Genomic DNA, 26,942 nt, shown 5'->3' on the forward strand with positions numbered 1-26,942 from the left:
TTCAACATTTCGATGTGTACCTACCGTTGATGCAAAACTGTCAGGTGGCTAGATAGAAATTTACTAATTGTGAACCCTGGTCTATGATAAATAAAAGTTTATTATGGTGATGGCTTTTTGAAGGTAAATGTTGAAAATAATATAAATACAACCCTACTATAGATAAAAGAAGTGGAAAATTTGAGTAGCACACCAGGGTCATGAAAAGCATATTTAGAGAGAAAATATATTTGTCATGCTGAAGCAAAAGCATCAATACCTAGGCTTCTCTTAATTGAGGGTATCTACCTTGCGGCGGACCTCCCTTATATCGTCCCACATCATTGACTTTGGAGCTCCAGGCTCCTTGGAGGGGTTTCGCAATAGATAGGAGGGGTGAAATATTGGCATGATCCAATGTCCATCCATCTCAATCCATTGCCCACGTAATCGGGTGATCCCAGTTTTTCTGAGTATGGATTGACAGGCAACATTCCCGGTTAGTAAAATAATTGGCGCACCCACCAGCCGTATAATTTCGAGCACATAAGGACGATAATGTTCGATTTCTTCCGTCGTAGGTTTCCGGAAGGTTTTTCCTCCCTCCCCAGGTGGCATTCTGAAAACGGAATTGGTGATATAGATATCTTTTTCCGAATCAAATTCCACAGCGGCAAATATTTTTTCCAGCATCTTCCCTGCTCGTCCCACAAAGGGTACCCCCTGAATATTTTCCTGCGGCCCCGGTGCCTCCCCTACCACCAACACTTTTGCATGGGGGTTGCCTCGGCTGATGACGACCCGCGTGCCTGCATTTGCCAAAAGATCATCTTCCATTTGCAGCATTGTTTCAATGAGAGAATCGAGCGTGTTGAATTTTTGCATCATACTCCTCTAGCCAAGCAAAACACCACTCCAGGGAAGCAGCTTTAGCTCTACTTGCCCATTAATAACCCCTAAACTTTCGTGGTTAAGGTAATTTTTGACTTCCTGACCATCTTCCCATAATGCGTCAACCGGGATGAGAAAGGTCTTAATATCATCAGAGAGATTTAATCCAATTAAAATTTTTTCATTGCCAAGCTTCCGTGCAATTGCGTAGACTTTTTCATCCGCCAGTAAGCGAAAATATTCTCCGCGGCGCAATGCGGGATGGGATTTTCGCAGAGCAATCAGTTGTTGCACCCATGGGCGCAGGTCGCCTTTCCAGTTGTTTGGATCCCATGAAAAGGCACGTCGGCAATCGGGATCTTTATCGCCATCCAGCCCGATCTCATCACCATAGTAAATTGCAGGCGCCCCAGGATAAGCAAATTGAAATAGAAAAGCCAGTTTTATTTTATCGAGATTTCCATTCAATTTAAAATGAAGACGTTCTGTATCATGTGAACCAAGGGGGAGATACATCGCCCTGATATTTTCTGAGGGATATGCCTGGAGCAACGATTCGACCTTGTCTCCAAATTGCGTGGCGTTGATTTGGCCGGTGAGGCTCTCAAGCAATGCATTGCGGACAGGGTAGTGCATCAAACCGTCAAAATGCTGGTCGTCCACCCATCGGGGATCCACTTCCCAGATCTCACCGAGGATATAGGCATCTGGGTTTACTGATCTGACAATTTGGCGGAAGCTGGCCCAAAAGGCGTCATCATCGATCTCGTTGGGGACGTCCAGTCTCCACCCGTCCACACCGGCCTCGATCCAGTAAAGAGCTACGTCCAGTAAATATTCTCTCACTTGGGGATTGTCGGTATTGAATTTGGGCAACGATTTGAAATTCCACCAGGCGGCGTATTTTTCTGCATCTCCTTGCGTGTAGGCATCAAGCGGGAAGTCGTTTACATGAAACCAGTTTTTGTATGGTGAATGCATTCCATTTTCGAGCAGATCTGCAAATGCGAAAAATCCCCGCGAGCAGTGATTGAACACGCCATCTATAATGATGCGCATCCCGTTGCTGTGAACGGCATCGACCAGAGCATCGAAGTCTGCGCGATTACCAAGCTTGGGATCGATTTTATAATAATCGCTGGTGTTGTAGCGATGGTTCGAGGGGGAGAGGAAAATTGGATTCAAATACAGGGCAGTCACACCCAGGTCAAGGAGATAATCCAGCTTTTGAATAATGCCGCGCAGATCGCCTCCCTGATAATTCCATAATGTGGGCTTGCTGCCCCATTCTTCGACATTTGGAGGGTCGTTGCCGGGATCGCCGTTGGCGAAACGATCTGGAAAGATCTGGTAAAAAATAGCGTCTTGCACCCAATAAGGGACGGTCATAAGGGCCTCAGTTTGATTGAATTTATGATGCGGTTTTCTCAGGCGATTTTATCACTAATCTTTTGAATTTTCTTTTGAAGCCTGAGACCGTTCATGTTATGATTGCGGCTCTTGCCAGGGAAAAAGTTTTGGAGAAAAGAAATGACGGAAACCAATCCTGAAGATTCGAAAAGAGTGCAAAACTTTTCAAAAATCGCGGTTATTATAGTCGCCGCGTATATTGCCGCGCAGATGCTATCTGATATAGCCAGCCTGAAAATTGGCGTTGTGGCCGGTTTTGCGGTGGATATGGGAACTTTTATTTATCCGATCACTTTTACGCTTCGAGATGTGGTGCATAAGGTTTTAGGGAAGAAGAATACGCAGGTTTTGATTCTTTCAGCTGGCGCGATCAATTTGTTTATGGCCGGATATTTGATGTGGGTGGCCAGCGTTCCCGGAGATGCTGACTGGGGATTAACGGCTGAGTTTTCTGCAATATTGGGTCCCCTTTGGCGGATTGTTTTTGCTTCAATTTTGGCTGAGGTAATCAGCGAATTGGTTGATACAGAGGTCTATCATTGGTTCGTCACCAAAATCACGGATAAATATCAATGGGCGCGGGTCCTCCTCAGCAACAGCGTCAGCGTTCCTATTGATAATATCATTTTCGCAGTCGGCGCTTTTGGCGCCCTGCCAGGGTTAGAAAATCACTTTTTGACCCTTCCCTGGAATATCGTTTGGCAAATCTTTACTTTCAATTTGATCGTAAAATATGTTGTTACATTGGTCAGTCTACCGTTGATTTACACTGTCCCCGATCGGCATTAGATTATTTAACGGTATATTTCCAGTCCCGATAAGCCTCATAGGCAGGGATGGGTTGTTCATCTTCCTCCCGCTCCTTCATCCGCTCAGCAAGCCATTGGAACCATTCAAAAGCCGTATCGCGATCCAGGCGTGCACGGAAATCCCGGATGTAGCTCTCCAGTTTTTGCCAGGATTGAATTACCGGTCCGCTGTATGCGTCGTCAAATAAATCCAGGTCTACCTCCCGGCGATAAACGAGAATTCCCAGCCGCTCCCAGGTACCAACAACCATATAAATGGCAATATATTCATCTTTAGGTAAGTTGTCGATATACTGATTGTCAATATCATCTGGCAAATTAAGGATCAGGAGAAGCCCGCGTACAAATTCGCTGGTCTGAAAGGAATTAAGCATCAGGATAGTGCTCTCACGTTTGCGCATGGCCCGGAAGTTTCGCAGGTTTAGCAGACCAAAGAGAATGCCTACAATGATAGAGGCGTTGGAAATAATTTGAAAAATCAGGGATAGATCCATTTACATCACCTTATACGATGTGGGAATTTTCAAGTGAGTATAGCATGGGACCTGGAAATTGTTATCGCGCTTATTATATGAGGATATGTATTTACTCAGCATCTCCAGAAATGTCTCTGCGAGGAGTACGCGTTTGCGACGCGGCAGTCTCCAAGACTGACTGGGAGATTGCTTCGGCGATAATACTGCCTCGCAAAGACATACCTGAGTAGTTACGATTTTGTTTTGAAAAATCCTTAATTATTTAATATGTTGAAAGGTAAAGGTCTGGAGTTTTCTATGTCCAGACCTTTTACGTAAAAAAAGAAAGTACATGTTCTAAGGTGTGCAGACCCCTCCAGGCTGGGGATTGGATGGACAGGGAACAGTGCAGACCGAAGCCTGATTTTGATCGTACACAAAGCAGCCTTGAGGCGAGGCGGGTGGCGCATCTGGCAGTGCAGGCCCGGTGCCAATGGGTGCCGTGTCAACCGCGCCGCTGGTTTCCACAGTTACATACGATACCCAGCAATCTGTCCCGAAAGAGGGCCCCGCTATCTGAAACCAGGTATTGCCCTGATTTCGTGCCAGGACCAAGGCGGTCTGGCCTTCAAAGAGGGTATCTGCGATATCGTAGGCTGTGCCTGGTCCATAGCGGCAGTTGGCATTTTTGGTGGCGGTCAGCTCGGGAGTCTCAGAAGCAACGGATGGGGGTAAACCAATTGGATCTTCGTAGGCACCCGAATCGCAGGAGGTACCGCCAGGACGCAGCTCGCCTCGCTGGTCTTCCGGCAAACACCGGCCAACAGCTGCATCAATGGCAGGACTACCATCGAGTAGAGCATGAGTTCTGGAAGGGCCGCCGTTATCAGCTAAGGGTCCTAAAAGGAGTGCAGCGCTTGTGTAGGTGCTTGCCGCAGGAAAACCGCATGAGCCATCTGTGTCTATATTCGTGCCAGTAACCGTACCTCCGCCAATGGGAATCGACGCTATACACTGCCCGGTGGTGTTATTGGCGATAATCGTATTGTCGACAGGAAACCTTCCTGGCCAAATACCATTGCCGCCATTTTCAACGATCGTTGAATAACTTATGAAGCTGGTTGTATTATCCCAACCCAACGCCAATCCCGTGCCTGAATTATTACTGATCGTGGTGGTTAAAATTCTTGCTATGCCATTATTGTTTACGACAGCTGCACGATCACCTGTCTGATTATTGGCAATTAAGGATTGGGTAATCTGAAGGTAACTGGTATCGCCGTGGTTATTCACCGCAGGTTCATCACCCAGATTCCCGGAAAGCTCACTTTTACTGATGTAGACACGACCCGAAGCGGCGTTAACCAGCCCCCCATATCTATTATCAAGCACCTTGCTGAGGGTCAATAAAAGGGTACCTTCGTTATAAATAGCACTAGGATTAGATGGATCAGCTCTTGGATTTAATCTCAGGCCATTATTTTGGATCGTGGAATTGGTAATGATTGAATGGCTGCCGGCTCTCAAATTTAATCCCATACTAGAATGATCCCTGATAATGGTGCTGTCGAGATCCAATTCCTGGCCGCTGCCTAAAACTATGCCTGTATTTAGATTTGCGATTATCCGGCTGTCGGTGATCCGGATAGTACCGCTGCCCCGGGCAAGAATGCCAGCGCGTTGAGGAGCAAAAATGCCATTCCCGCTGATCGTGACGTCGTCAAGAATGAGCAGTGTTCCGGTATGATCAATGCCATGAGATTGATTGTCCCGAATAACCGTTCCGGTAGCCAAGAGCAACCCGCTGTTTGAAATACCTGAACTTCCGTTACCATAGATCTCTCCCCCCTCCAGGATCATTTCTCCACCATTATCTATTCCAGAGCCGTTGAGAACAAAATCAGGATCGATATTTTCATCAATGGTGTTTCGGATAATCACATTGGTAAGCCGATCGACGCCAGTGCTGTTATGGGTGATACCTGATCGAAAGCAATTGTTCAGGATGACGTTAACCAGGATGGCTTCACTATCATCACGCGTCTCTACACATCCGCTAGCTGAACCTCTACGGGTGTTTTGAATGGTCAGGTTTTCAAGTCGGACCTTTGCTGTGCCAGCGAGAAATACACCCCCTACCGCACTTCCAGCGTCCAGGATTGTGTCGGCTGCACTCTCACCGATGACGGTGACATTTTGAGTACTCCAAAGGTGCAGCAAACTCCCGGATGTTCCGCTCTCCACGTAGGTCCCGGTATCCAGGTGAATACGATCAAATGGCCTTGACTTCCTATAGGCTCCTCCGAGGGTCAGGCAGGGTTCTGCAGGGGTGGTGCAGCTATTATCATTGTCACCATCTGTGGCCACATACCAATCCAAGGTTAAATCTACCGAAACTTCATCAACAACCACTAGCTCATCTGGATCCGGAGTTGGTGTGGGGGGGCCGCAGGCAGAGAGCATCAATCCAATTATGAAAAAGAACATTATTTTTTTGTATTTATATAAATCAAGCATTCTATATCTCCTTCATTACCAAATAAAGTGAGGGGCAACACCTATCAATTTATTATCAATGGATATTCTTTTCCATACTACAATATCCCACCAATTCAGTCAACTTTGTGAACATTATCACTTCAAAGTTTTCATGGAATCGGAATTCAAAAAGCCTGACATCCAGATCGATTCTGTGGATATCAGGCTTTTTGTTTGCCTCATTCATGTAGTGCTGGCTGCCATAGATTAGATTGTGCAATTTTCCTGGAAAAATTCTACATTTGACCTTTTTTCATCGCCGTGAGCAAGGCCATATTTTTGTGGATTGGATCAACCGCAACTCTTTGGGCTACCTTCTCGGCCTCAGATTGGGCTGTGGAGCAAATTTCGGCCTCATCGATTTTTTGGGCTTTTCCATCTCGCAAGATTATTTCTCCAGCTACCAATACGGTTTTGACCTCCTGGCCGCTGCCCCCATAAACCAGATTTGGCACGATCGTGCGGATCGGCGTCTCCAGGACGGGCGTCAGATTGGGAGCACTCAGATCTACCAGGATCAGGTCTGCTTCTTTGCCTGCTTCCAGCGATCCGATCTGATCACCCAATCCGATGGCCTGCGCTCCCTCGATGGTTGCCATCCGCAGTACTTCCCAGGCTGGCATCACTTCAGGATCGCGGGCTTTGATCTTATTGAAAAGAGCCGTCAACTTCATCTCATTGAAAATATTATTGCAGTTGTTGCCGGCAGCCTGATCGGAGCCCAACGCCACCAGGCCTCCAGCCTCTCGAAACGCGTACGCTGGCGGGACGATCCCGTCAATGATCCCAATGGAGCCAGAGCATAAGGCCATTCTTGCACCACTTCGGGCGATTAATGCAGCCTCCTCATCGGTGGCCTCGGTCAGGTGGACGGCCAACAATTGATCGTCCAGATAGCCAAGTTCTTTCAAGTATTCAGGAGTACGCTGGTCAAAACGTTTCAACATCTGATTGATCTCACGGTCACCCTGGGCAACGTGCATGTGGAGCATCAGATTTTCCTTTTCAGCCAGGCGTTTGACCTGGAGCAGTTGATCGCGGGAGATCATGTCGGGTGCTTGCGGGCCAAGCATGGTCGTGATACGCCCTTTCGCCGCACCATGCCAGTCGTGGATAAAGGCAATCGCAGTGTCAATGGCTTGCTGACCAACTTCCGGATCGAGGGGATAAAGCTCGCCAATTTTCAGGCCAGCCATACCGCCTGTTGGCAATGCATTGATCGTGGGGGTTAACCGGGCGCGAACACCAGCCCCTTCGAAGGCCTCTGCCCAACCGGGATATGGTTTGGAGAAATCGCCCATTGTGGTTGTACCGGCTTTGATGGCTTCCAGGATGTTGAGTCGAGTTCCAGCCAGGGCTGCTGAGGGTGTGACATGGCGCGCATAAGGAGCCAGCGCAGCCTGCATCCAATTACTCACATCCTGAGCAACGCCCCGCACAACCGCCCAGGAGGTATGCATATGAGCGTCGATCAGACCCGGCAGCACAGCACAACCGCTGGCGTCGATAATTTCATTGGCCTCAAAACGAGTCTTTAATTCAGATGTAGGGCCGATAGCGCAAATTCGAGATCCTTGAATCGCTACCGCCCCGTCTGGGATGTAGCCCACGCCTTCTCCCTGCATGGTAAATAGGTGAGCGTGAGTGATGAGGGTATCAATTTTTTCAGGCATCTTTATTCTCCACGAAATCTATCTTCTCATTCCAGAAATAAATCAAGTTTAGGCAACAAAAAAAGTCTGATAACTTTGTGCTATCAGACTTTTGCTAAGTTATTTCAGTTTTTCTTCCACCCAGCCAACAACGCTAGCGAGAGCCTCATCCAGCTTGGAGGCGTCCTTGCCACCGGCCTGGGCCAGTGTTGGGCGCCCCCCGCCGCCGCCGCCCAAGGGCGCAGCAACAAATTTGACCAGATCGCCGGCCTTGATCCCGCGCTTGACGAGATCATCGGTCACGGAGGCGATCAGCATCGGTTTATCATCCACGATACAGGCCAGGACAGCAACTGCGTTTTGCGGGTTGCGCTCACGGAACACGTCTGCCATTTGGCGCAGTGTTTCCACATTGGCTTCTTTGAGTACTGCCGTTAATACTGCCACACCGCCGACATCGGAAGTTTCATCCAGCACGCGGGTGAAATCCATCGCGGCCAAATTCTGACGTAGATGGGCAATCGTATGCCGCATCCCTTTCATTTCACTGAGCGCAATTTCAGCCCGTTCCTGCATCTTGTCCGGTGTGGTCGCCATCATAGCAGCGGCCTGATTGAGCACGCGGAATCGCTTCTGGATCAGATCATAGGACGTCCGACCGGTGATCGCCTCGATCCGGCGAATCCCGGCTGCTGCACTGCCTTCGCTGGTGAGGATAAAGGTGCCCACCTCGCCGCTGCTTTTGCAGTGCGTACCTCCGCATAATTCATTCGAGAAAACATCTCCTGAGCCTGTCGAAGGATCCGCGCCCATTTTGATATTGCGGACGGTTTCACCATATTTCTCGCCAAAGAGGGCGGTTGCCCCGCCATCCATCGCCTCCTGGAGCGATTTGGTCTCGATCTCCAGGAAATGATCTTCGAGCACCCGCTCGTTTACATAGCGTTCTATTTTTTCAATCTCATCCCCCGTCAGAGCTTCAGGATGGGTAAAATCGAAACGGAGACGATCCGGTGCAACCAGTGAACCAGCCTGTCGTGCATGACTGCCCAGCACAGCATCCAAGGCAGCATGAAGCAGATGCGTGGCAGTGTGGTTGCGCATGATATCTTTGCGGCGCGACTGGTCAACAGTCGCAGTCGCCAGATCCCCAACTTTGGGAATGCCGCTTTCCACCTCACCTACATGGACGATTAATCCTGGTGAGGGCTTTCTCAGGGACGTGATTTCAATCCGCCAATCCGCGCCGACGATATCGCCCGTATCCCCAACTTGCCCGCCGCTTTCCACGTAGAATCCGGTCTCGGGCAGCACTACTTCGACCATATCCCCAACATTTGCCGATACGACGGGGGTTCCGTCCACCACCAGGGAGAGAATTTCAGCTTCTACTTTTAGTTTCGTATAAGGATCATAGAGAACGCCATCTACACCCAATTTGTCTTTTTCTTTTAACTCAGCAACAAGATTGGCATACATCTCGGCATCCTCGCCGCCGAGGGCACCCATGGCTTTGCCACCACCGGATGCGATCCGATGTTCGTCCATCGCTGTACGGAAACCGTTCTCATCCACATCAAGATCTTTTTCCTTGGCAATATCACGGGTGATCTCAAAGGGCAGGCCATAGGTGGCATAAAGATTAAAGGCTTTATCCCCGGCCAATACCTTCTCTCCGCTTTTTTTCAAACCATCCAGCAAATCATCCAGATAGGCTGTTCCGCTCTCAACCGTCTTCGCAAAACGAAGTTCTTCGCGGGTCAGATTGTCGAGGATCGTCTGACGGTTATTCTCGAGTTCCGGATAAAACTCCCCATAGGTATCCACAATAGCATCGGCAACCCTGGCGAGGAACGGTTCCACTAAATTGAGTTTGCCCCCAAAACGGGCCGCTCGTCGGATGATCATCCGGCAGACATAATTGCGGCCGATATTTCCGGGAACCACGCCATCCGCGATCAGGAAGGCGGCCGTACGGGCATGATCTGCGATCACACGATAGGGGGTGAAGTTTGCCAGCATGGCCTCTTCATCGTCCCCCGTCATTTTGCGGATGGCTGCCAGCGCTCCAGCAAAGATATCGGTTTTATAATTTGAGTCTACACCCTGAAGGACGGCGAGAATCCGCTCAAAGCCCATCCCTGTGTCCACATGGGTAGCAGGCAGGGGATCGAGGGTGTTCGGTCCAAGTCGATTATATTGGATAAAAACGAGGTTCCACAATTCGATGAAGCGGTCTGTATCCAAAATTTCTTCTGTGACATCCCCCTCTTCCGGACGCAAGTCGATATGGATCTCTGAGCAAGGTCCGCAGGGGCCGGTATCAGCCATTTCCCAGAAATTATCTTTACGTCCCATATAAAAAAGTCGGGAAGAATCAAAACCGGGCTGCTCCTGCCAATATCCTGCCGCTTCTTCGTCAGCGGGGATTTCACCCTTTTCGTCCTTGAAAACAGTGGCATACAGATTTTCTTTTGGGAGCTTCCAAACTTCCGTCAGCAGTTGCCAGGCCCATTCGATAGCTTCTTTTTTGTAATAGTCGCCAAATGACCAATTACCGAGCATTTCAAAAAAGGTATGGTGAGTATCATCCCGACCAACATCCTCGAGATCGTTATGTTTGCCAGCCACGCGCATGACCTTTTGCGAGTTGACTGCCCGGGTATAAGGGCGTTTATCGGTGCCGAGAAAGACATCCTTGAACTGGACCATTCCGGCGTTGGTAAATAGCAAGGTGGCATCGCCCCCCGGGACAAGCGAGGACGAAGGCACAAAGGTATGTTGATGCTCATCAAAAAAATCAATAAATTCTTGGCGGATCTGCGCGCCAGTATATTTTCTTTCTGTCATGAAAGCTCCATATTTGAAATGTAATGGGCTGTATTATACCAAGGGAGATTTATAAATGACCATTGTTTTTCAAGGGATGATTTTATATAATACTTTTAGTAGTTTGTCTCACTAATGCCGTGGAGGTGATGATGGGCAAAGCAAAGATCACGATTGTTACAGACAGTTCTTCCTATATTCCCGAATCCGCAACCAAAGGACTTGATATTGCAGTTATTCCTCTTTGGCTAATATGGGGCGAGGAAAATCTTCAAGATGGGATCGATATTCAGCCTGCCGAATTTTATAGGCGATTGAAAGAATCTAATACGCTCCCGACCTCTTCCCAGCCTTCCGCAATGGAGTTTGAGAATTTCTACAGATCGGTTGCGGAAAATTCAGACCAGATCGTGAGCGTATTGGTTTCCTCGAAACTCAGTGGCACAATTGCCAGCGCACGGACCGCCGTCAGTGAATTGCCTGAACTCTCAATTCCAATTGTTGACTCGTTAAACTCATCTATGGGGTTGGGCTTTGCTGTATTGGCCGCAGCCAGAGCGGCAGCCGAGGGAAAATCAGTTGAGGGGGTTGTTGCAGCCGCGGAGGCAATGAAATCAAAGATTCAATTCATTTTTATCGTTGATACCCTGGAATATCTACATAAAGGTGGCAGGATCAGCCGTGGCAAACGCTTGATGGGAACTGCGCTAAAGATCAAACCGATCCTGCAATTTGAAGACGGCGAAATCAGACCTCTGTCTCAAGCGAGGACTAAAAGCAAAGCCATCGAGCGAGTCTACGAGATCATCCAGGAAAGACTCGGGGGAAAGAAAATTGTTGAGGCAGCAGTTGCTGATATAGATAATGCAGATGAGGCAGATGCGGTCGCCGATCAGCTCAGGGATCAATTTGGTGTGACCAATATCTTGCGTGCTGATGTTAGTCCTGTCGTAGGTACGCACGTTGGCCCGGGGACCATTGGGATCGCCTTTTATACTGAATAATTTTTTATGGGAAAATTGATTGCCATAGTCGGTGCGAGTGGAGTCGGGAAAACAACGCTGGTTAAAGCGCTCGCTGAATCTGGCGAATTTGCGACCGGCTACGAACAGCATGAAGAACGCCCTTTTCAGCAGCTTTTCGATCAGGATAAGAGATTCGCGTTACATAATCAGATTGATTATTTTTTGTTACGCGCTGAGCAGGAACGCAGCTTGCGTGCTGAGCCGAGACCTGCACTGATTGACGGTGGTTTGGATGTTGATTTCCATGGTTTCGCACGTCTTTTTCACAAGCGCGGCTATCTCAATGATGAAGAGTTTGATCTCTGCAAACGGCTTTACAATCAACTTCGGGCTGCCCTCCCTCCACCAGAGTTAGTTATTTACATGACTGCCTCAGTGGAGGTCATTCGCCAACGACTAGCAAAACGAGAGCGGATCAACATTGCTACCTCGGATGATGCAGGATTGCTAAAAACTTATCTGGAGGAATGGCTTAATAATCTCCCACCTGAAAAAATTCTGAAGGCTGATGTGTCTGAAAACGATCCCAATTATGTAGGGCAAATACCACAATTATTGTTGGAGATGGAAAAAAGAAAAATCCCATAGCGGGTATACTTTTCTTCAAATCCCAAAGTAGGGGAACATCGATAAGGACATCGCGCAATATGGACGCAAAACCAATTTCACCCAGGTTCGTCAGGGCCATTACTTTAGGCGCGTTCCTGGCCTTTTTCCTTTTTGGCTTCTCCGATAATCTGAAAGGGGCCACATTCCCGGTTTTGCTGGACGATTTAGGGTTCGGCTATGCACTTGGGGGCACAATATTACTGGCATCCTATTTGGGGTTTTTGATCGCAACTTTAATTACCGGCCCCTTAACAGATTTAGCTGGAAAAAAGATCGTCATTTACCTGGCCTGTGGCAGTTTACTGATCGGTATGTTTGGGTACAGTACTGCAAGTACGTTTTGGGCATTGATCGTGGCAATGTTCATCATGGGATTAGGGTTGGGTGCATTGGAGGTCGGGGCAAATCTCATCATTGTCGATGTCCATCGCGAAGATAAAGGGCGCTATCTCAATCTCCTGGCATTCTTCCACGGGATAGGCTCCATGGTCGCGCCATTATTCGCAGGTCAGTTGTTGGTGGCAGGCTTTTCATGGCGCAGCATCTATCAATTTGGATTGGGTTTGGTTCTGCTGGTGTTGATCTATTTCCTGATCGTCAAATATCCGCGTACAAACAACAATCAAAGCAACAAACTGGATTTCAGGGAATTGGGGAAATCGGCTTTTTCCCATGAGATGATCTTGTTCTATACAGGGATGATCGCATACGTAGCAGCTGAGATCGGCATTGGCGCCTGGCTTGTAGAATTTCTGCAGAATGCCAAGTCTCAATCTGTATCCCAAAGCACGTTCTATCTGGCCCTATTCTTTGGTACGATCACCGCAGGACGTTTTATCGGGAGCTTCCTTGTTGCTCGCGTAGGCTATCTCACAAGCATGTTGTTCGCTGGGCTGGCAGCTTTGATCTGTGTCGCCATTGGTACTTTTGCTTCGGTCGGGCTGGCAGTTTTCCTGCCTCTGGCCGGGTTCTTCTTTTCCATCATATTCCCAACGTTCACAGCCGCAGTCTCCGATCTATATCAGGAAAACGTCGGTACGATCCTGGGCTTGCTTTTTACCTTCGCTGGGCTTGGCGGTATGCTGGGCCCTTGGGTCATTGGTCTTACCAGCGATTGGCTGGGAATACAAGCGGGATTTGGAGCAGTTCTGGTCTTCCTGGTCGTAATGAACATCTCTTTGGGTTTGCTTGGCAGGAAACAAAACCCTGTAAAGATTGCACCATAATCAATATTGAAAATACAAAAAATTCATATCAAATATTAAGACAATAATGGTAGGATTAAGAAAATTATCTTTAAAGGAATCCTATGAAAAACTCCCGTATTGTCAAAGAAATTATTGAGCCGCAAATGGCGATGGAGGGTGCAGGCGTGCTGCTTCGTCGCTCAATTTCTCCACAGGCGTCCAACCTCCACGATCCCTTCCTGCTTTTCGATCACTTTGCCTTCAACAAACCTGCAGAAGGACCGCCAACTGGCTTTCCGATGCACCCCCATCGAGGCATCGAAACCGTAACCTATATGCTCGAAGGCTCTGTCAATCACCGTGACAGTCTCGGCAACGAGGACCTGATCGGCCCGGGAGATGTACAGTGGATGACCTCTGGTGGCGGAATCATGCATGAGGAAATGCCCCGTCGCGGCCCGAGTGGCAATATTTATGGATTTCAGCTTTGGGTTAATCTTCCTTCAAATCAGAAGTGGAGCCGCCCAAAATATCGCAGCCTGACCGCTGCCAATATCCCGACCGTTGAGAAAGATGGGGCGACCATCCGTATCGTTGCCGGAGAGATTGATGGGACTCGTGGTCCGGTCGCAGATATCGCCGCCGACCCTATTTACCTTGACGTTGGGCTTGCTCCCGTTTCCCAATTTAATTATCCTGTCCCTAGCGGGCACACCGTGATAGCTTACGTTTTCGAAGGGAGCGGTCTGATCGGCGCGGACGAAACACCGGTCGTTGCGACCAGCATGGTTTTTTTTAACGATGATGAAGGGTTTCAGGCCAGAACTACAAATTCTTCACTCCGTTTAATGTTGATTGCGGGAGCGCCCTTCAGGGAACCGATTGCCCCTTACGGGCCTTTCGTGATGAATACGCGCGAAGAACTCCAGGAAGCTCTCCGTGATTTGCAAGCGGGGACGTTTATCTGGAACGAGGCAGATTCGCGTTTTCAGGAGTAAGGATGTCCAGAGTTTGAACCACCTATTTTAATGTCTGTGCCGTGTATCCAGTTGGCTGGCAGCCAGGTTCAGTTTCAGGAATACCCACGGCGCACCAAATATGACCCATAAGGTAGTGACTCCGTAGCGGATATAGCGGAGGAAATAGCCAATGCTGGTTTCATCTGCCGCGATCAGGCTGAAAAGCGGATCAAGGCCGTACAAAAGGGCGAAGACACCGATGATCCCGACCAGATATCTGCCGGTACGCTGCAGACCAGAACCAGCTACTTTAAAGGGGGCATGGACCTTCATCAGAGCATATCCAGCTGCGGCGCCGAAAAATGCACCTGCCAGGGTGAAATAATGCGTCAGGGACCTGGCCTCTGTTGACAGATGGTACCAGGCTGATGGGTCGGTTGACTCGGCGATCAGCGCCTGAACGATATATCCAATGGCAATGAAAATCAGTGAGACGAAAAATGAATACCAGATCTGAAATTGGATACTGTGTGATCTGATCCAGTTCGTAAATGTCTTTTCATAATTAATGAAAAACAGTAGAACCATCAGACCAATCGCCCATCCGAAAAGAATATCGTGAGGGAAGTGGACGCCCAAATACAGCCGCGAGAATGCAATCAAGAAAATTAATAAGACAGCCGTGATCCACAGCCAGCGCTTTTTGGTCCGGTATGCCAGATATCCCCAAACGGAAAGCGAATCGCTGGCATGTGAGGAAGGGATTCCGTAGGATTCTTCCATCCCCAACCCTTTTACATCACCGACCCAGTATGGGCGGGGTTGGTGTAAGAGCTGCTTGAAGGCTGAGGCAAAAATATCTGTGGTGAGGAGGATCATGAAAACCCGAAAACCGAGTTGGGCATTAATAACCCAATATATTAAGGTGATAAAGACCATATAGAATTCGATTGTTCCCATAAAGGTGAAGATGTTCATGGGGATATCAAGTGCTGGACTAAGTGTTTGCAGTGATTGGATCAACGCGATCCCAAATTCCTGTAACACGTTCATAGATTCCTCCTACTGAGAGTTTTGATATCTGAGTGTGAAAAGCCTCCAACCATTCATTTTTGGATGCTATTTTTTGTTTGACTATGCCATTGCTTCGACGGTCTTGCGCATCCGAATGGTGACGCCAAAGGCCAACCCAAGAGATAGCAGGTAAATGGCCCCGAAGATGGTCATGAAGCCCGATTGCATCGTGTAAACCATGACGAGGAACACAAGGAAAAGTATTCCTTGCACCCATGTCCATATCCGTAATTTGGAAAGATAGTCGCTGTCCGTGTTTCGCTTTCGAGCGGTTGAAGCAAGAAGAAGAAAGAAAAGAGCGAAAAACAGATTTTCGGTCGGCATCATTAATTTGCTCCACCATTCGGGTGGCGTGACGTTGGTCCACAGGTTCACCCATGAGGGTAGCGGCCAAAGGATCTCAACGCCGTTGAACCAGATGAGCAAATCCAGCAGGATGTGCATAAGGACACCGATGCCCAGCCCCAGTCCCAGGTTGCCCCATTCGGAGCGTTTTGATGCCCAGGCAACAATGTAAAAAACAAGAATGATCGCTGCAACAAAAAACAAACTATGCGTGAGGGTACGATGTAAGCCCTCGGTCGATTTCCCCGTGAGGGTTGCTGCTGCAACAGCGAAATTGTCGGCGTCTGGGAGAAGATTGCCCAAAACGATGCCCAACATGAGCCATTTTCGGGTTGGTGTCCATTTTCGGATAGCCATCCCTACCATACTGTGAATCCCTGCTTGTGGCATTGGTACCTCCTTATGCTTGAAATTACCTGAATAAATTATTGCATATACGATAGACAATTACAAGTGAAACGTGGTCCGGGATTGGCAATGAGGCTCATGCGGGTAATATTTCCAGGAAACCACCGAATTTATCTTTTTGCCATTCATAGGTCGGGGTTACGGGGGGCTGATGATAAGGCAGAGTGAAATACTGAACCGTCAGATCGTCGAAGTGATCTTTAACGACTCCAAGAGTTGTATCGTAATCAAGCAGGTCGTCATAGATCGACATCCCAAAAAATCATCTTTGGCTAAATGGTTTATCTGAATAACAATAATCAACAGATAAGATTTCCTGCACCGTATACGCGAGCACGTCCAATGTGGACTGCGATATTCTTAGGGCGTCTCTGGTTTGTAAGATCTGTTTGTCGAAATTGCCAACTCTGCTAAATAACGAGTAAAGGAGTTGATCAAAGAGACAGGAATCCAATATTTGGAGCAAGTATTTTTGCATTTTTGGCGATTTGAGTGTTATGAAAAAGTGCCTGATCCACCATTGTCTCCTGGAAGAATAGAGTAATGCCCTGGTGCTTACGCAAGGGGCGAGCAGAATAACATTATCGATGCGGTCTTGCAGTACCTCAAGCGTTCGCATGGCGAGCAATCCGCCGAACGAAAACCCCATCAGGTTAAAGGTCTCATGTCCCATTGCGTCCATGAAATTGGCTACGGTTTGAGGAACCAAATAACTTTCGAATTTCTCAGGGTATGGGGAAGAATCACCATGCCCGGGCAATTCGAAAAAATATGTGGTGTAGCGTTGTCCCATGAATTGAGCCAGAGATTCCCACTGTCTGATCACGGAGATTGTAGCGGGAACAATTACCAGAGGTGGGCCGCTACAGACCTTCATATAGTGTAAGTTCGTATTTGGTAAAGAAACTCGCCCAAAGGTGGTTTTTGGGGGGATGCTCATCGTGTCTCCAGTCCCTGCCTGATTGGTCATATATACTAAACAAAAATTAGCAATCAAGGGCAAGAAGAAGCACTGGAATCGATTTGTAAAAGAGATGATTATAGGACTTACGCATTTTTATAGTCCTAGTCCCAATGCTCTGCGTTGGGGTATTGTAGACAAGCTACAACGCAGCGAGAAAAAAGGTATTTTGCGTAAGTCCTGGATTAGAAATTATTATGGCAGAGGCAGCCAGATAAATTAATTAATCCTATTAACGAACCTGTTATGGTGCAAACGCAAATAAACATTTTAAATATTCCCCCTCGCGAAAGGTGACCGGGTGATCGAGTGCATGCCCGCTGCGTTCAATCTCTTTTAGCGGGCGTCTGACCTGAATAGCAGCCTGATTGACTGCCCCGAAAAATGTCTCAGCATCCACACGGCTGGAGCAGGATGCCTGGACGAGAATTCCACCTGGTTCGAGGATGCTCAACCCAAGCCGGGTTAATTTTTTGTAAGCTGAAATTGCGCCCTCAATCTGGGATTCTTTTTTAGCGAAGGATGGGGGATCAATGATGACCATTTCAAATTGATGCCCCTTCTTTTTCATTTGTGTCATCTCTTCAAAGGCATCACCGTTCACGCACTCGTGGACGCTTGCGCCCGCACCTGGCCTCCCCCGCTCGCTGGGGAGGAGCAAATTCTCCCCTTGTCCAACGGAGGGAGTTGGAGGGGGGAGATTTAAATTGAAATTTCGCACAGCTGCTTCGAGGGCAGGTTTGCTTGCATCCAGGCTAACCACAAATTTCGCCCCCCCTCTGGCCGCGTATACTGAAAATCCGCCTGTATACGAAAATGCATTCAGGACGCTTTTTCCCTTGGCCAACTTTTCTACGCGTGCACGATTTTCACGTTGGTCGAGAAAAAATCCTGTCTTCTGCCCATGCACGGGATCTACTTCAAATTGCAACCCATTTTCATGGAAGGTCAACGGCTGATCTGTCTGCTTGCCAACAAGGGTCATACCGTCTCGAAGGTTGTATTCATTTTCCTTCACGCCTCCTCCTAGACGAAGAACAACACTTTTAAAAGGGAAGATATCTTCCAAGGCAGATACCACATTTTTCAAATGAGGAATCCAGGCTGAAGTGTAGATTTTTATGACCGCGATGTCGTGATAACGGTCGACGATCAGTCCCGGAACCCCGTCATTTTCTCCGTGAACGAGTCTGTACGCATTGGTCAATTTATTAGGCGGTGAATTGCTCAGGGGGGCGCGCAGTTGGGATGCGGCCTCCAGTCTGGCTTTGAACCAATCAACGTTAATGGAAGCAGGTTTGAGGTGCTGCAGGATGCGGACCCGTATCATCGCTTCTGGATCGTAAAGTCCGATGGCGAGAAAACGACGTTTTTTGTCGAAAATAACTGCCAAATCCCCGGCATTGCCTTGATGACTCTGATGGATGATAGCCTGATCAAAAAGCCAGGGATGCCCCTGGCGGAGGGCGCGCTCCGCAGCAGGTGTGACGCGCAGGGCAATCCGCTTGTCTGCGGCTTTGGGAAGTTCGGATGGCAAATTTAGTTTAATCATGATGTGAATTCAGATAGGGTATTCTTCAAAAGATCCTTTTCAGAGTAAAATAGGCCCATGACAAAAACAATCAAGGTTCTTTTTCTTGCGGCAGAAGCAATGCCCTTTGTGAAGATCGGTGGTTTGGCTGATGTAGCCGGGGCATTACCGCAAGCATTGCGAGCTCTTTCTGATGAAGAGAACGACGATGTCAAGCTGGATGTGCGTCTGGCAATTCCTTTACACGCAGTCATTAGCACTCAATCTGCGACCTTGCGTCCGGTGGTGAGCTTTCCGATCATGCGAGAGGGAACCGAACTAATCGCCGAAGTCTATGAAACCCGCTTGGGCAGTTTACCGGTATATTTCATCGCAGGAGATCCGATTACCGAAAGTGCTTCGGTATATTCATCAAATCCTTCCCTGGATGGCGAAAAGTATACCTTCTTTTCATTGGCAGCATTGGAAATGCTCAACCACCTGGATTGGGAGCCGGATATCTTGCATGCCAATGATTGGCATACTGGCTTGGCTGCTTATGCCCTGCAACTAAAGCGCTGGGAAGGGGAGTTGCATCAAACAAAATCAGTGCTTACTGTTCATAATCTGCCTTTTATGGGACCGGATGTGACCGGGCGATTGGCAGCTTACGGGCAAGCTTTGGCCCAAACAGATCTGCCTGATTGGGCACATACACTTCCTTTGCCCTTGGGAATGTGGGCCTCACAGAAAATAGTCGCGGTTTCACAGACCTATGCAAGGGAAATGCTTACGCCGCAGTTGGGGGCTGGGTTGGAGAATTTTCTGACCATCCACGAAGAGTCACTGACCGGCATCATTAATGGTATTGATACACAGAGCTTTGATCCGGAAACAGACCCTGAGATTGCTACAAATTTTTCGGCAGAAACCCTTCAAGAGCGTACCTCAAACAAAGCTGCCCTTCAAAAGCTGATGGGATTGAAGATCGATGAAAAGATCCCGCTTTTTGGCGTGGTTTCACGGTTGGAAAATCAAAAAGGAATTGATCTTGTTCTTAATGCTCTCGCCAAGCTAAAAAATACTCCCTGGCAAGCTGTCATCCTTGGGACAGGTGACCCCCTTCTGGAAAAAAAGGCCAGGCGTCTTGAAAAAAGAATGCCAGAGCGTGTTAAAGTCGAAATTCGCTATGACGGTAAACTTGCCAGAAAGATTTATGCCGGTAGCGATATTTTTCTGATGCCTTCCCGTTACGAACCCTGTGGGCTTTCGCAAATGATAGCCATGCGCTATGGCTCAGTCCCCATTGTTCGGAATACAGGAGGTCTGAAGGATACAGTGAACCATGGTGAAACAGGCTTTATCTTTGAAAAGGCAACCACAAAAGATTTCCTTGCCTCTATTCGTGAGGCATTGGGAATTTTTACGAATCATGGAGATTGGCAGGATATACAGCGAAATGGGATGGCACAGGATTTTTCATGGGCCAATTCTGCAAAGCAATACGCGGCCCTTTATATAAGCCTCCTTTCATAATACAAGTCATGCAATTTAAACGCAGTTCTGGCATCATTTTGCACCCCACCAGCCTCCCCGGACCTTACGGAATTGGCGATCTTGGCCCTCAGGCCTATCGTTTTATCGATTTCCTTGATAGTGCAGGGTCTAAACTCTGGCAAGTCCTGCCCCTTGGTCCCACTGGCTACGGCGATTCCCCATACCAGTCCTTCTCTGCATTTGCAGGAAATCCCTATCTGATCAGCCCCGATCTGCTCCTCAAAGATGACCTTCTCCATCCGAATGATTTACAGGAAGATCCTGGTTTCCCGGATGGAAAGGTTGATTTTGGGCGGGTGATCGGATGGAAGCTGAATCTCCTCGAGCGAGCATTTATCCGCTTCTCCCACGGCCAAGGGCTTGCTACCGCTAAAACAAAAATCCGGCAGGATTATGATATTTTCTGTGCCAGCAACTCCGATTGGGTGGAGGATTATGCCCTCTTTATGGCAATTAAGGAATCGCATGGTGGGAGATCATGGGCAGAGTGGCCTGAAGATTTACGCAATCGTGAAAAAGCTGCCATCAAATCAGTAAAAGAAAAATTAAGATCATCCATTGCTCGATACACCTTTTATCAATTTATCTTTTTCCGCCAATGGGATGCCTTGCACGCCTATGCAAAGAAAAAGGACATTCAGATCATTGGCGATATCCCCATCTTTGTCGCTTACGATAGTGCAGATGTCTGGAGCAATCCTGACCTCTTTCACCTTGATGAGGATAAAAAACCGACGGTGGTTGCAGGGGTCCCTCCGGATTATTTTTCAGAGACCGGTCAGTTGTGGGGGAATCCGCTCTTTGACTGGGGCAAACATAAAGAATTAGGATATGCCTGGTGGATCAAGCGTTTTCGTGCAATTCTCAACATGGTTGATATCGTTCGTCTTGATCATTTTCGGGGCTTCGCTGGCTACTGGGAAATTCCCGCTGAAAACCTGACGGCTGAATTTGGGCGCTGGATGCCGGGCCCCGGAGCTGATTTTTTAAACGCTCTCCAGGCAGAGTTAGGGAGTTTGCCCATCATCGCTGAAGATTTGGGTGAGATCACCCCGGATGTATTTGAATTGCGTGATCAATTTGAACTGCCTGGTATGAAAATTCTCCAATTTGCCTTTTCTGATATTGATAATCCATTCCTGCCACATCATTATCCGGAAAACTGTGTTGCCTATACCGGCACGCATGATAATGACACCACGCTCGGGTGGTATCAGACTACAACTGAGCAGGAGCGGGATTTTGCGCGAGAATACATGGGTGTGGATGGCAGTGATATCCCCTGGGATTTGATCCGTTCCGTGTGGAATTCCAATGCGAATTTAGCCCTGGCTCCGATGCAGGATCTCCTAAGCCTGGGCACAGAAGCGCGGATGAATTACCCCGGCACAACAGGAGGGAATTGGTCCTGGCGGATGAGAGATGATGCATTAAATGATGGATTATTGGAAAAATTGCGGGAGTTGAATAAAAAGTCCAATCGTTAGAACTTTTTTGTTTGCACAAAGACCCCGTTCCTTTCGAAGGATCGGGGCCTTTATTATATCTATCCGCTACTCTTTTTCGAAGTCACATATATTCCAGCCAGGATCAGCAACCCGCCAATAATCTGTAATGAAGTGGGGATTTCCTTCAGGATGACAAACGCCAGTATGCTCGATCCGATCGGTTCACCGAGGGTTGTGACCGCCACCAGCGCAACAGGCAGATAACGCAGAGCCCAATTATAGGTCGAGTGACCGATCAGTTGGGGGAAAACTGCGATCAGCAGCAGCCAGAGATAGGTGGTTGGAGAATAGCCGAGGAGCGATTGACCGGAAATAATCAGGATGACGAGCATGACCATTGCTGCCATTCCATAGACCAGGAAAATATAGGGGATCAAAGACATATTGGCGCGAAGTCGCCGCCCGATCAGCAAATAGCCTGCAATGGCCCAGGCCCCTGCCAGGGCCAGAAAATTGCCATAGGAGGCCTCAGCCTGTCCAAATCCAGACAGTGGTGCGCAGTGGAATCCGCCATCCCAGGCACAGTTATCGCTAAACGCGATCAATGTCCCGCCGAAAAGCGTTAACAACATACCGATAATCACTGTTTTAGTCAGTTTTTCCTTGAGGAAGATCGGTGCGATCAGCGCTACCCAAAGCGGGGATGTGCTGACCAGAACGACCGAATTGGTGATGGTCGTATATTCGAGGGAGGTGATCCAGGTTGCAAAGTGAACTGCGAGAAAGATACCTGAGAGCAATCCGAGCAGGAGTTCTTTGCGATTAAGTCGGCGTAACTCGTCACGATGGCGAATGAGGGCAGGAGGTGCAAGAAAGATGCTTGCCAGTAAAAGTCGGGAGGCTGCGATCACAAGGGAGGGAGCTTCTTCCTGAGCGTAACGAATAAAAACCGAGGATGTTGAGACGGCGAGTATTGCGATACTGATCGCCGAAAGCAGGCGCAGTGTGGAAGGTTTCGAATCAGACAAGGAATGCTCCTTTGGCAGGGTATTCACCTATTCTAACAAAAAAAGAGCCCATTTCTTCAAATGAGAAAGGGCTTTTTTGAATACTATTCCTTTTTTCTGGCAGCAACGCAGCGCATTGGGACAAGGATTTTTGAAATGCGAAAGCACAATTTAATAGATCGGTAAGCTGGGATCGACATCCTTCGCCCAGGCGTTCATTCCGCCCTGCAAATTTTTGACCTTGCGAAAGCCTGCGCCAAGAAAGAGTTCAAGCGCTCTCATGGATCGCTGACCTGATTTGCAGATCAAAACCATTTCCTGTGCCGAATCAAATTCGGACATGCGGCTTGCTATCTGGCCAAGAGGCAGATTCTCTACCCCTGGCATTACTGAGATCGCCAACTCGTGCGGTTCGCGGACGTCGATCAGACGAGGCGAAGAGAGCTTGATCTCCTCAACCAATTCTTCTGGAGTGATATCCCAATCAGATTCTATACTTCCGCCAGTATCGTGACCGGGAACTCCACAAAATTCTTCGTAGTCGATCAATTCGGTCACTGTCGGGTTGGTTCCGCAAACCGTGCAGGCAGGATTTTTCTTTAGTTTGACAAAGTCAAAAGACATATCCAAAGCATTGTAGAGTAATAATTTCCCAATCAAGGGTGAGCCGATCCCCAGGAGTACTTTGATCGCCTCGGTAGCCTGAATAGTGCCTATTGTGCCCGGCAGAATGCCCAGCACACCTCCCTCTGCGCAGGATGGAACCAGCCCGGGTGGGGGTGGCTCGGGGAAAAGACAGCGATAACAGGGTCCTTCTTTGGCATAGAAAACGCTGGCCTGCCCGTCAAAACGGAAGATGGAGCCATAAATGTTAGGAATACCGAGGAAAACAGCCACATCATTACTCAGGTAGCGAGTGGGGAAATTATCCGTTCCATCGATGATGAGGTCGTAACCGGTTGCGATCCGCATCGCGTTGCCTGAGGTAAAGGGCTCGTTATAGACATCAACCTGAATGCCCGGATTCAGGCCCAACATCCGCGCGCGTGCCGATTCGATCTTCAATTCACCGACCCTGTCCAGGCTGTGGATGATCTGGCGCTGCAAATTGGATTCGTCCACCACATCAAAATCCACCAGGCCGATCCGGCCAATTCCTGCAGCGGCAAGGTATAGAGCGACAGGGGAGCCTAGTCCGCCTGTACCGATGATGAGAACAGATGAATCTTTGAGTTTTTGCTGACCATCCATCCCCACCTCAGGGATGAGTAAATGGCGCGAGTAGCGCAGAATTTCTTCATGTGAAAGATTAGTCATATTTTTGCCCTAGCCTTTTGCTCCACCGGCAATGGATGGGATTATCCGCAAGCTGTCTGTTTCGGAAAGCGGTGTTTCCAATCCCTGTAAATCTTTGATATTATCTTCGCCTAAAAACAGGTTAACGAAAGCACGTAACTGGGCATCATCATTGTACAGATGTTTGCCAATATCCGGATATTGAGCCAGGAGAGAATCGAGTGCATGGCCAACGTTTTCTCCATCTACATTGATATCGCTCATGCCACCGGTATAGGGACGCAGGGGTGTGGGTATTTTTAATATTGCCATAATTTCCTCTTATTCTAATAGGGTAATGCTCTCTAGAGCAATATCCATTTTTTATTATTTCTTATCAGGCTTGTATGATCTTGCCTATTGATTTTCAGATAACTTGGTTTTGAGCGTCCCCCAGGTTTATATTTCCAAGGATCTTTATCATGGAAAAATGCGGGATGCTTTACCCAGTTAATATTTACAATCCTTAAAGGACCTCGTTCAATTGCTTGCGCAATTTATCTGCCAATGTAACACCATGATTGATATGCAGCGGCTCTCCTTTTTTGTCAATGATAAATGTTGTCGGAACGCTCAATACGCCCCAGTAGTCTGCCAGCTCGGGACGGGCACTGGCATCAACTTCAATGATCTGTAATTTGCTGCCTAGGTCATTTTTTAGTGCTTGAATAGCCGGGCGTTGCAAGGTCTTGCACGGGGCACAGGTTGGTGTCGTAAAGTAAAGAATGGCCGGGATCCCATATTGAAAATCGCCCAAACCCCGATAGCCTTTTTTGGAAGCCCATTTTAGAACGACATGATTTGTTAATCCGTACAGGCCAATGCCGACTCCAGCGATAGCAAATGCCATTAATGCGCGCGGGAAAATTTCAGCTGCCATTGGCTGTCTTGATTTTTGGCTTCATGCCCGGAAAGGTGTCACTCGGGGGAGACATTGAAAATCCGGGAACGCTCAATCGACCAAGCCAATAATAAAGGGCGCATCCAACACAAAAGCCGGCAAAAAGATTTAGTGCTGCAAGTGCGATTACCAGCCAAATCAATGCCCAACCAAAAGTCGAGGCACCAGCGTATAATACGCCTGTTCCAATTAACATGACAATACCGCCAAATCCCTGAGCAAAGCGATGCGGTTCCGGGTTGTCCTGTAAAATATCGGGTTTGATCCAGCCAGCACTTTTCAACGAGCGGTAAATAAAGCTAAATCCGGGTACTTTCCGCAATGTGCCAATAACAATTGCCAAGGTAACCACGGCGGCCAGGAGGGGTGTGTTCAAAATAAATGCAATGATATTTAGCGCAATAATCAGAGCCTGATTTGTTTTCAGTGCTGAATGATCTACATTTTGGTTATTCATCATTTCACTTTCTACATTAACATATCCACTAATTATTCGTGAATATTGATGGGTTCCTCTTCAAATTTTGAGCGATCTTCCAATAATTGCCAGGATCGCGATTCAACAGCCTGACCTTTATTTACGCTGGTAATAAGATAGGAGAAGGAAGGCTGCGCACCCTCACGGTCAAATTCGGAGGGACGGTTGGGATGGTCCGGATGGGAATGGAAAATGCCGATCAGACTCAGCCCCATTTCGTTTGCCTCGTTATCAGCTTTGAGATAATCAAGCGGTTCGATCAGATATCGATTATGCCGAGTCCCATCCTCCCGCATGTTTTTCACCGGCAGGATGGCTACCACTTGGCGAGGATCGGTTTCTGTTCCGAGAAGAAAGCCAGCTCCCTCCTCTGGGTATGTGCTCTCACCATGCAAATGGATGTCATTTAGTAATTTTTCGTTGATCTCTAACATTTATTTCTCCAAAGTAGACCATTTACTCGCCACCCCAGAGTGCCTTATCGCTAATATATTTATAGCCTGCATCAGGGAAGACGGTGACGATGATGCCTTCGTCTAAACCTTGAGCCACTTCCAGGGCTGCGACAGCCGCCGCTCCAGATGAAATGCCTACAAAGAGGCCTTCTTCTCGCGCGAGACGGCGAACCATCTCATGAGCGGTCTCTGTTTCAAGATCAATAAATCGATCCGGGAAATTTTCATCATAAATGGGAGGTTTTTGAGCGCTTTCCATATGCTTCAATCCCTCAAGGCCATGAAAAGGTCCTTTTGGCTGCCCGGCAATAATTTGTATTTTTGGATTTTGCTCTCGCAAATAGCGCCCAACTCCCATCAGCGTGCCGGATGTTCCCAGACCCGATACAAAATGCGTGACATGGCCATTCGTTTGAGAATATATTTCTGGCCCCGTACTTTTATAATGTGCCTCCCAGTTGGCGGGGTTCGCGTATTGGTTGGCATAAAAATATTTTTCCGGGGATGCCGCGGCCATTTCCTGTGCGACCATCAAGGCACCATCTGAGCCTTCGAGAGCATCAGTCAATATTATTTCAGCGCCCAGAACGCGTAATATTGAGATACGTTCTTCGCTGGCATTGGCGGGTATGGTCAATGTGACTGGAATGCCTAATGCGGCACCAAAGGTGGCGTAGGCGATCCCCGTATTACCAGAGGTCGAGTCGAGCAGGCGTTTACCAGAGGTAAGCTCACCCTTGGCTATAGCGGTGTAGATAATATTGAGGGCCGCGCGATCCTTGATCGAACCGCCAGGGTTGAACCATTCGGCTTTGGCGAAAATTTGGACGGATGGAGACAGGTTCGGAAATACGCGGCGAAGCCGAAGAAGGGGCGTATTACCCACCCTTGATTCGAGACTATCCAAATGAATAGTTCTAAGTTTTGGTTGATCTAATGTGAGTGCCATATTAATTACTCTACTAAAAATATCGGTCATCAGAAAAAAAAGATAGCGCAAGCGCCATGCAGTAGAAATTTATCTGCGAGGTGAGCCGCTATCCTTCAATTTGTTGACCGTATTTATTCTGTCTGAAGAACTTGGCTACAAACCTCGCCTCAGACAAGAGCAATAGTATGA

The 26,942-nt window shown here is 48.2% G+C and carries 25 protein-coding genes; 7 read left to right on the forward strand and 18 right to left on the reverse strand.

Annotation, left to right across the window (positions count from 1 at the left end; all coding sequences use genetic code 11):
* Positions 1-270: 270 nt before the first annotated feature.
* The gene (locus tag AC3DOM_RS03075) at positions 271-864 is read right to left on the reverse strand and encodes a uracil-DNA glycosylase (protein ID WP_487917557.1); all 594 of its coding nucleotides are present in this window, start codon (positions 862-864) and stop codon (positions 271-273) included.
* A 9-nt stretch (positions 865-873) separates the two neighbouring features.
* A complete protein-coding gene (locus tag AC3DOM_RS03080; protein WP_487917558.1) occupies positions 874-2,259 on the reverse strand; it encodes a glycoside hydrolase family 13 protein in 1,386 nt (461 codons plus the stop codon).
* A 141-nt stretch (positions 2,260-2,400) separates the two neighbouring features.
* Here AC3DOM_RS03080 and AC3DOM_RS03085 point away from each other — a divergent pair, with 141 nt between their 5' ends.
* The gene (locus tag AC3DOM_RS03085) at positions 2,401-3,069 is read left to right on the forward strand and encodes a queuosine precursor transporter (RefSeq protein WP_487917559.1); all 669 of its coding nucleotides are present in this window, start codon (positions 2,401-2,403) and stop codon (positions 3,067-3,069) included.
* Between the two features lies 1 nt (position 3,070).
* Here AC3DOM_RS03085 and AC3DOM_RS03090 read toward each other — a convergent pair whose 3' ends face one another.
* The 4 genes from AC3DOM_RS03090 to alaS all read right to left on the reverse strand — a co-directional run bounded on the left by AC3DOM_RS03090 (position 3,071) and on the right by alaS (position 10,584).
* Entirely contained in the window at positions 3,071-3,583 is a 513-nt protein-coding gene (locus AC3DOM_RS03090; RefSeq protein ID WP_487917560.1) for a DUF4760 domain-containing protein, read from the reverse strand.
* 318 nt (positions 3,584-3,901) lie between these two features.
* Positions 3,902-6,031, reverse strand: a complete 2,130-nt coding sequence (locus AC3DOM_RS03095; protein ID WP_487917561.1) for a choice-of-anchor Q domain-containing protein — start codon at positions 6,029-6,031, stop codon at positions 3,902-3,904.
* Positions 6,032-6,318: 287 nt separating this feature from the next.
* On the reverse strand, positions 6,319-7,755 hold the full coding sequence (locus AC3DOM_RS03100) for an amidohydrolase family protein (RefSeq protein WP_487917562.1): 1,437 nt from the start codon (positions 7,753-7,755) through the stop codon (positions 6,319-6,321).
* A gap of 99 nt (positions 7,756-7,854) precedes the next feature.
* The gene (alaS, locus tag AC3DOM_RS03105; protein ID WP_487917563.1) at positions 7,855-10,584 is read right to left on the reverse strand and encodes an alanine--tRNA ligase; all 2,730 of its coding nucleotides are present in this window, start codon (positions 10,582-10,584) and stop codon (positions 7,855-7,857) included.
* A gap of 131 nt (positions 10,585-10,715) precedes the next feature.
* Here alaS and AC3DOM_RS03110 point away from each other — a divergent pair, with 131 nt between their 5' ends.
* The 4 genes from AC3DOM_RS03110 (at position 10,716) to AC3DOM_RS03125 (ending at position 14,382) form a co-directional block, all read left to right on the forward strand.
* A complete protein-coding gene (locus AC3DOM_RS03110) occupies positions 10,716-11,567 on the forward strand; it encodes a DegV family protein (protein ID WP_487917564.1) in 852 nt (283 codons plus the stop codon).
* 6 nt (positions 11,568-11,573) lie between these two features.
* Positions 11,574-12,176, forward strand: a complete 603-nt coding sequence (locus tag AC3DOM_RS03115; protein WP_487917565.1) for a deoxynucleoside kinase — start codon at positions 11,574-11,576, stop codon at positions 12,174-12,176.
* A 59-nt stretch (positions 12,177-12,235) separates the two neighbouring features.
* Positions 12,236-13,423 carry an MFS transporter gene (locus AC3DOM_RS03120; RefSeq protein ID WP_487917566.1) on the forward strand — a complete coding sequence of 396 codons (1,188 nt, stop codon included), beginning with the start codon at positions 12,236-12,238 and terminating at the stop codon, positions 13,421-13,423.
* Between the two features lie 83 nt (positions 13,424-13,506).
* A complete protein-coding gene (locus AC3DOM_RS03125) occupies positions 13,507-14,382 on the forward strand; it encodes a pirin family protein (RefSeq protein ID WP_487917567.1) in 876 nt (291 codons plus the stop codon).
* Between the two features lie 27 nt (positions 14,383-14,409).
* On the opposite strand, the gene AC3DOM_RS03130 is transcribed toward AC3DOM_RS03125, so the two are convergent.
* From AC3DOM_RS03130 to AC3DOM_RS03150, 5 genes are all read right to left on the reverse strand, one after another.
* Positions 14,410-15,396: a phosphatase PAP2 family protein gene (locus AC3DOM_RS03130; protein ID WP_487917568.1), complete on the reverse strand. Its 987-nt coding sequence runs from the start codon at positions 15,394-15,396 to the stop codon at positions 14,410-14,412.
* 81 nt (positions 15,397-15,477) lie between these two features.
* Complete coding sequence (locus AC3DOM_RS03135) at positions 15,478-16,152, reverse strand: metal-dependent hydrolase (protein WP_487917569.1); 675 nt, start codon at positions 16,150-16,152, stop codon at positions 15,478-15,480.
* A 94-nt stretch (positions 16,153-16,246) separates the two neighbouring features.
* Positions 16,247-16,423, reverse strand: coding sequence for a hypothetical protein (locus tag AC3DOM_RS03140; protein ID WP_487917570.1), 177 nt, complete (start codon positions 16,421-16,423; stop codon positions 16,247-16,249).
* Positions 16,424-16,432: 9 nt separating this feature from the next.
* On the reverse strand, positions 16,433-17,110 hold the full coding sequence (locus tag AC3DOM_RS03145) for an alpha/beta fold hydrolase (RefSeq protein ID WP_487917571.1): 678 nt from the start codon (positions 17,108-17,110) through the stop codon (positions 16,433-16,435).
* Between the two features lie 265 nt (positions 17,111-17,375).
* Entirely contained in the window at positions 17,376-18,683 is a 1,308-nt protein-coding gene (locus tag AC3DOM_RS03150; protein WP_487917572.1) for a class I SAM-dependent rRNA methyltransferase, read from the reverse strand.
* A 57-nt stretch (positions 18,684-18,740) separates the two neighbouring features.
* On the opposite strand from AC3DOM_RS03150, the gene AC3DOM_RS03155 reads away from it, so the two are divergent.
* A complete protein-coding gene (locus AC3DOM_RS03155; RefSeq protein ID WP_487917573.1) occupies positions 18,741-20,177 on the forward strand; it encodes a glycogen synthase in 1,437 nt (478 codons plus the stop codon).
* Positions 20,178-20,185: 8 nt separating this feature from the next.
* Positions 20,186-21,685, forward strand: coding sequence for a 4-alpha-glucanotransferase (malQ, locus tag AC3DOM_RS03160; protein ID WP_487917574.1), 1,500 nt, complete (start codon positions 20,186-20,188; stop codon positions 21,683-21,685).
* A 59-nt stretch (positions 21,686-21,744) separates the two neighbouring features.
* Here malQ and AC3DOM_RS03165 read toward each other — a convergent pair whose 3' ends face one another.
* From AC3DOM_RS03165 to AC3DOM_RS03195, 7 genes are all read right to left on the reverse strand, one after another.
* The gene (locus tag AC3DOM_RS03165; protein ID WP_487917575.1) at positions 21,745-22,674 is read right to left on the reverse strand and encodes a DMT family transporter; all 930 of its coding nucleotides are present in this window, start codon (positions 22,672-22,674) and stop codon (positions 21,745-21,747) included.
* Between the two features lie 150 nt (positions 22,675-22,824).
* Positions 22,825-23,970 carry a molybdopterin-synthase adenylyltransferase MoeB gene (gene moeB / locus AC3DOM_RS03170; RefSeq protein ID WP_487917576.1) on the reverse strand — a complete coding sequence of 382 codons (1,146 nt, stop codon included), beginning with the start codon at positions 23,968-23,970 and terminating at the stop codon, positions 22,825-22,827.
* 9 nt (positions 23,971-23,979) lie between these two features.
* Entirely contained in the window at positions 23,980-24,261 is a 282-nt protein-coding gene (locus AC3DOM_RS03175) for a MoaD/ThiS family protein (protein WP_487917577.1), read from the reverse strand.
* A gap of 193 nt (positions 24,262-24,454) precedes the next feature.
* A complete protein-coding gene (locus AC3DOM_RS03180; protein WP_487917578.1) occupies positions 24,455-24,868 on the reverse strand; it encodes a thioredoxin family protein in 414 nt (137 codons plus the stop codon).
* Positions 24,858-25,346: a DUF4395 domain-containing protein gene (locus tag AC3DOM_RS03185; RefSeq protein ID WP_487917579.1), complete on the reverse strand. Its 489-nt coding sequence runs from the start codon at positions 25,344-25,346 to the stop codon at positions 24,858-24,860. The genes AC3DOM_RS03180 and AC3DOM_RS03185 overlap by 11 nt, the downstream gene beginning before the upstream one ends.
* Before the next feature lie 32 nt (positions 25,347-25,378).
* Positions 25,379-25,801: a M67 family metallopeptidase gene (locus AC3DOM_RS03190; RefSeq protein ID WP_487917580.1), complete on the reverse strand. Its 423-nt coding sequence runs from the start codon at positions 25,799-25,801 to the stop codon at positions 25,379-25,381.
* Positions 25,802-25,823: 22 nt separating this feature from the next.
* Positions 25,824-26,771 carry a PLP-dependent cysteine synthase family protein gene (locus AC3DOM_RS03195; protein ID WP_487917581.1) on the reverse strand — a complete coding sequence of 316 codons (948 nt, stop codon included), beginning with the start codon at positions 26,769-26,771 and terminating at the stop codon, positions 25,824-25,826.
* Between the last annotated feature and the right edge of the window lie 171 nt (positions 26,772-26,942).

It is taken from the genome of Candidatus Desulfolinea nitratireducens, assembly GCF_982879505.1.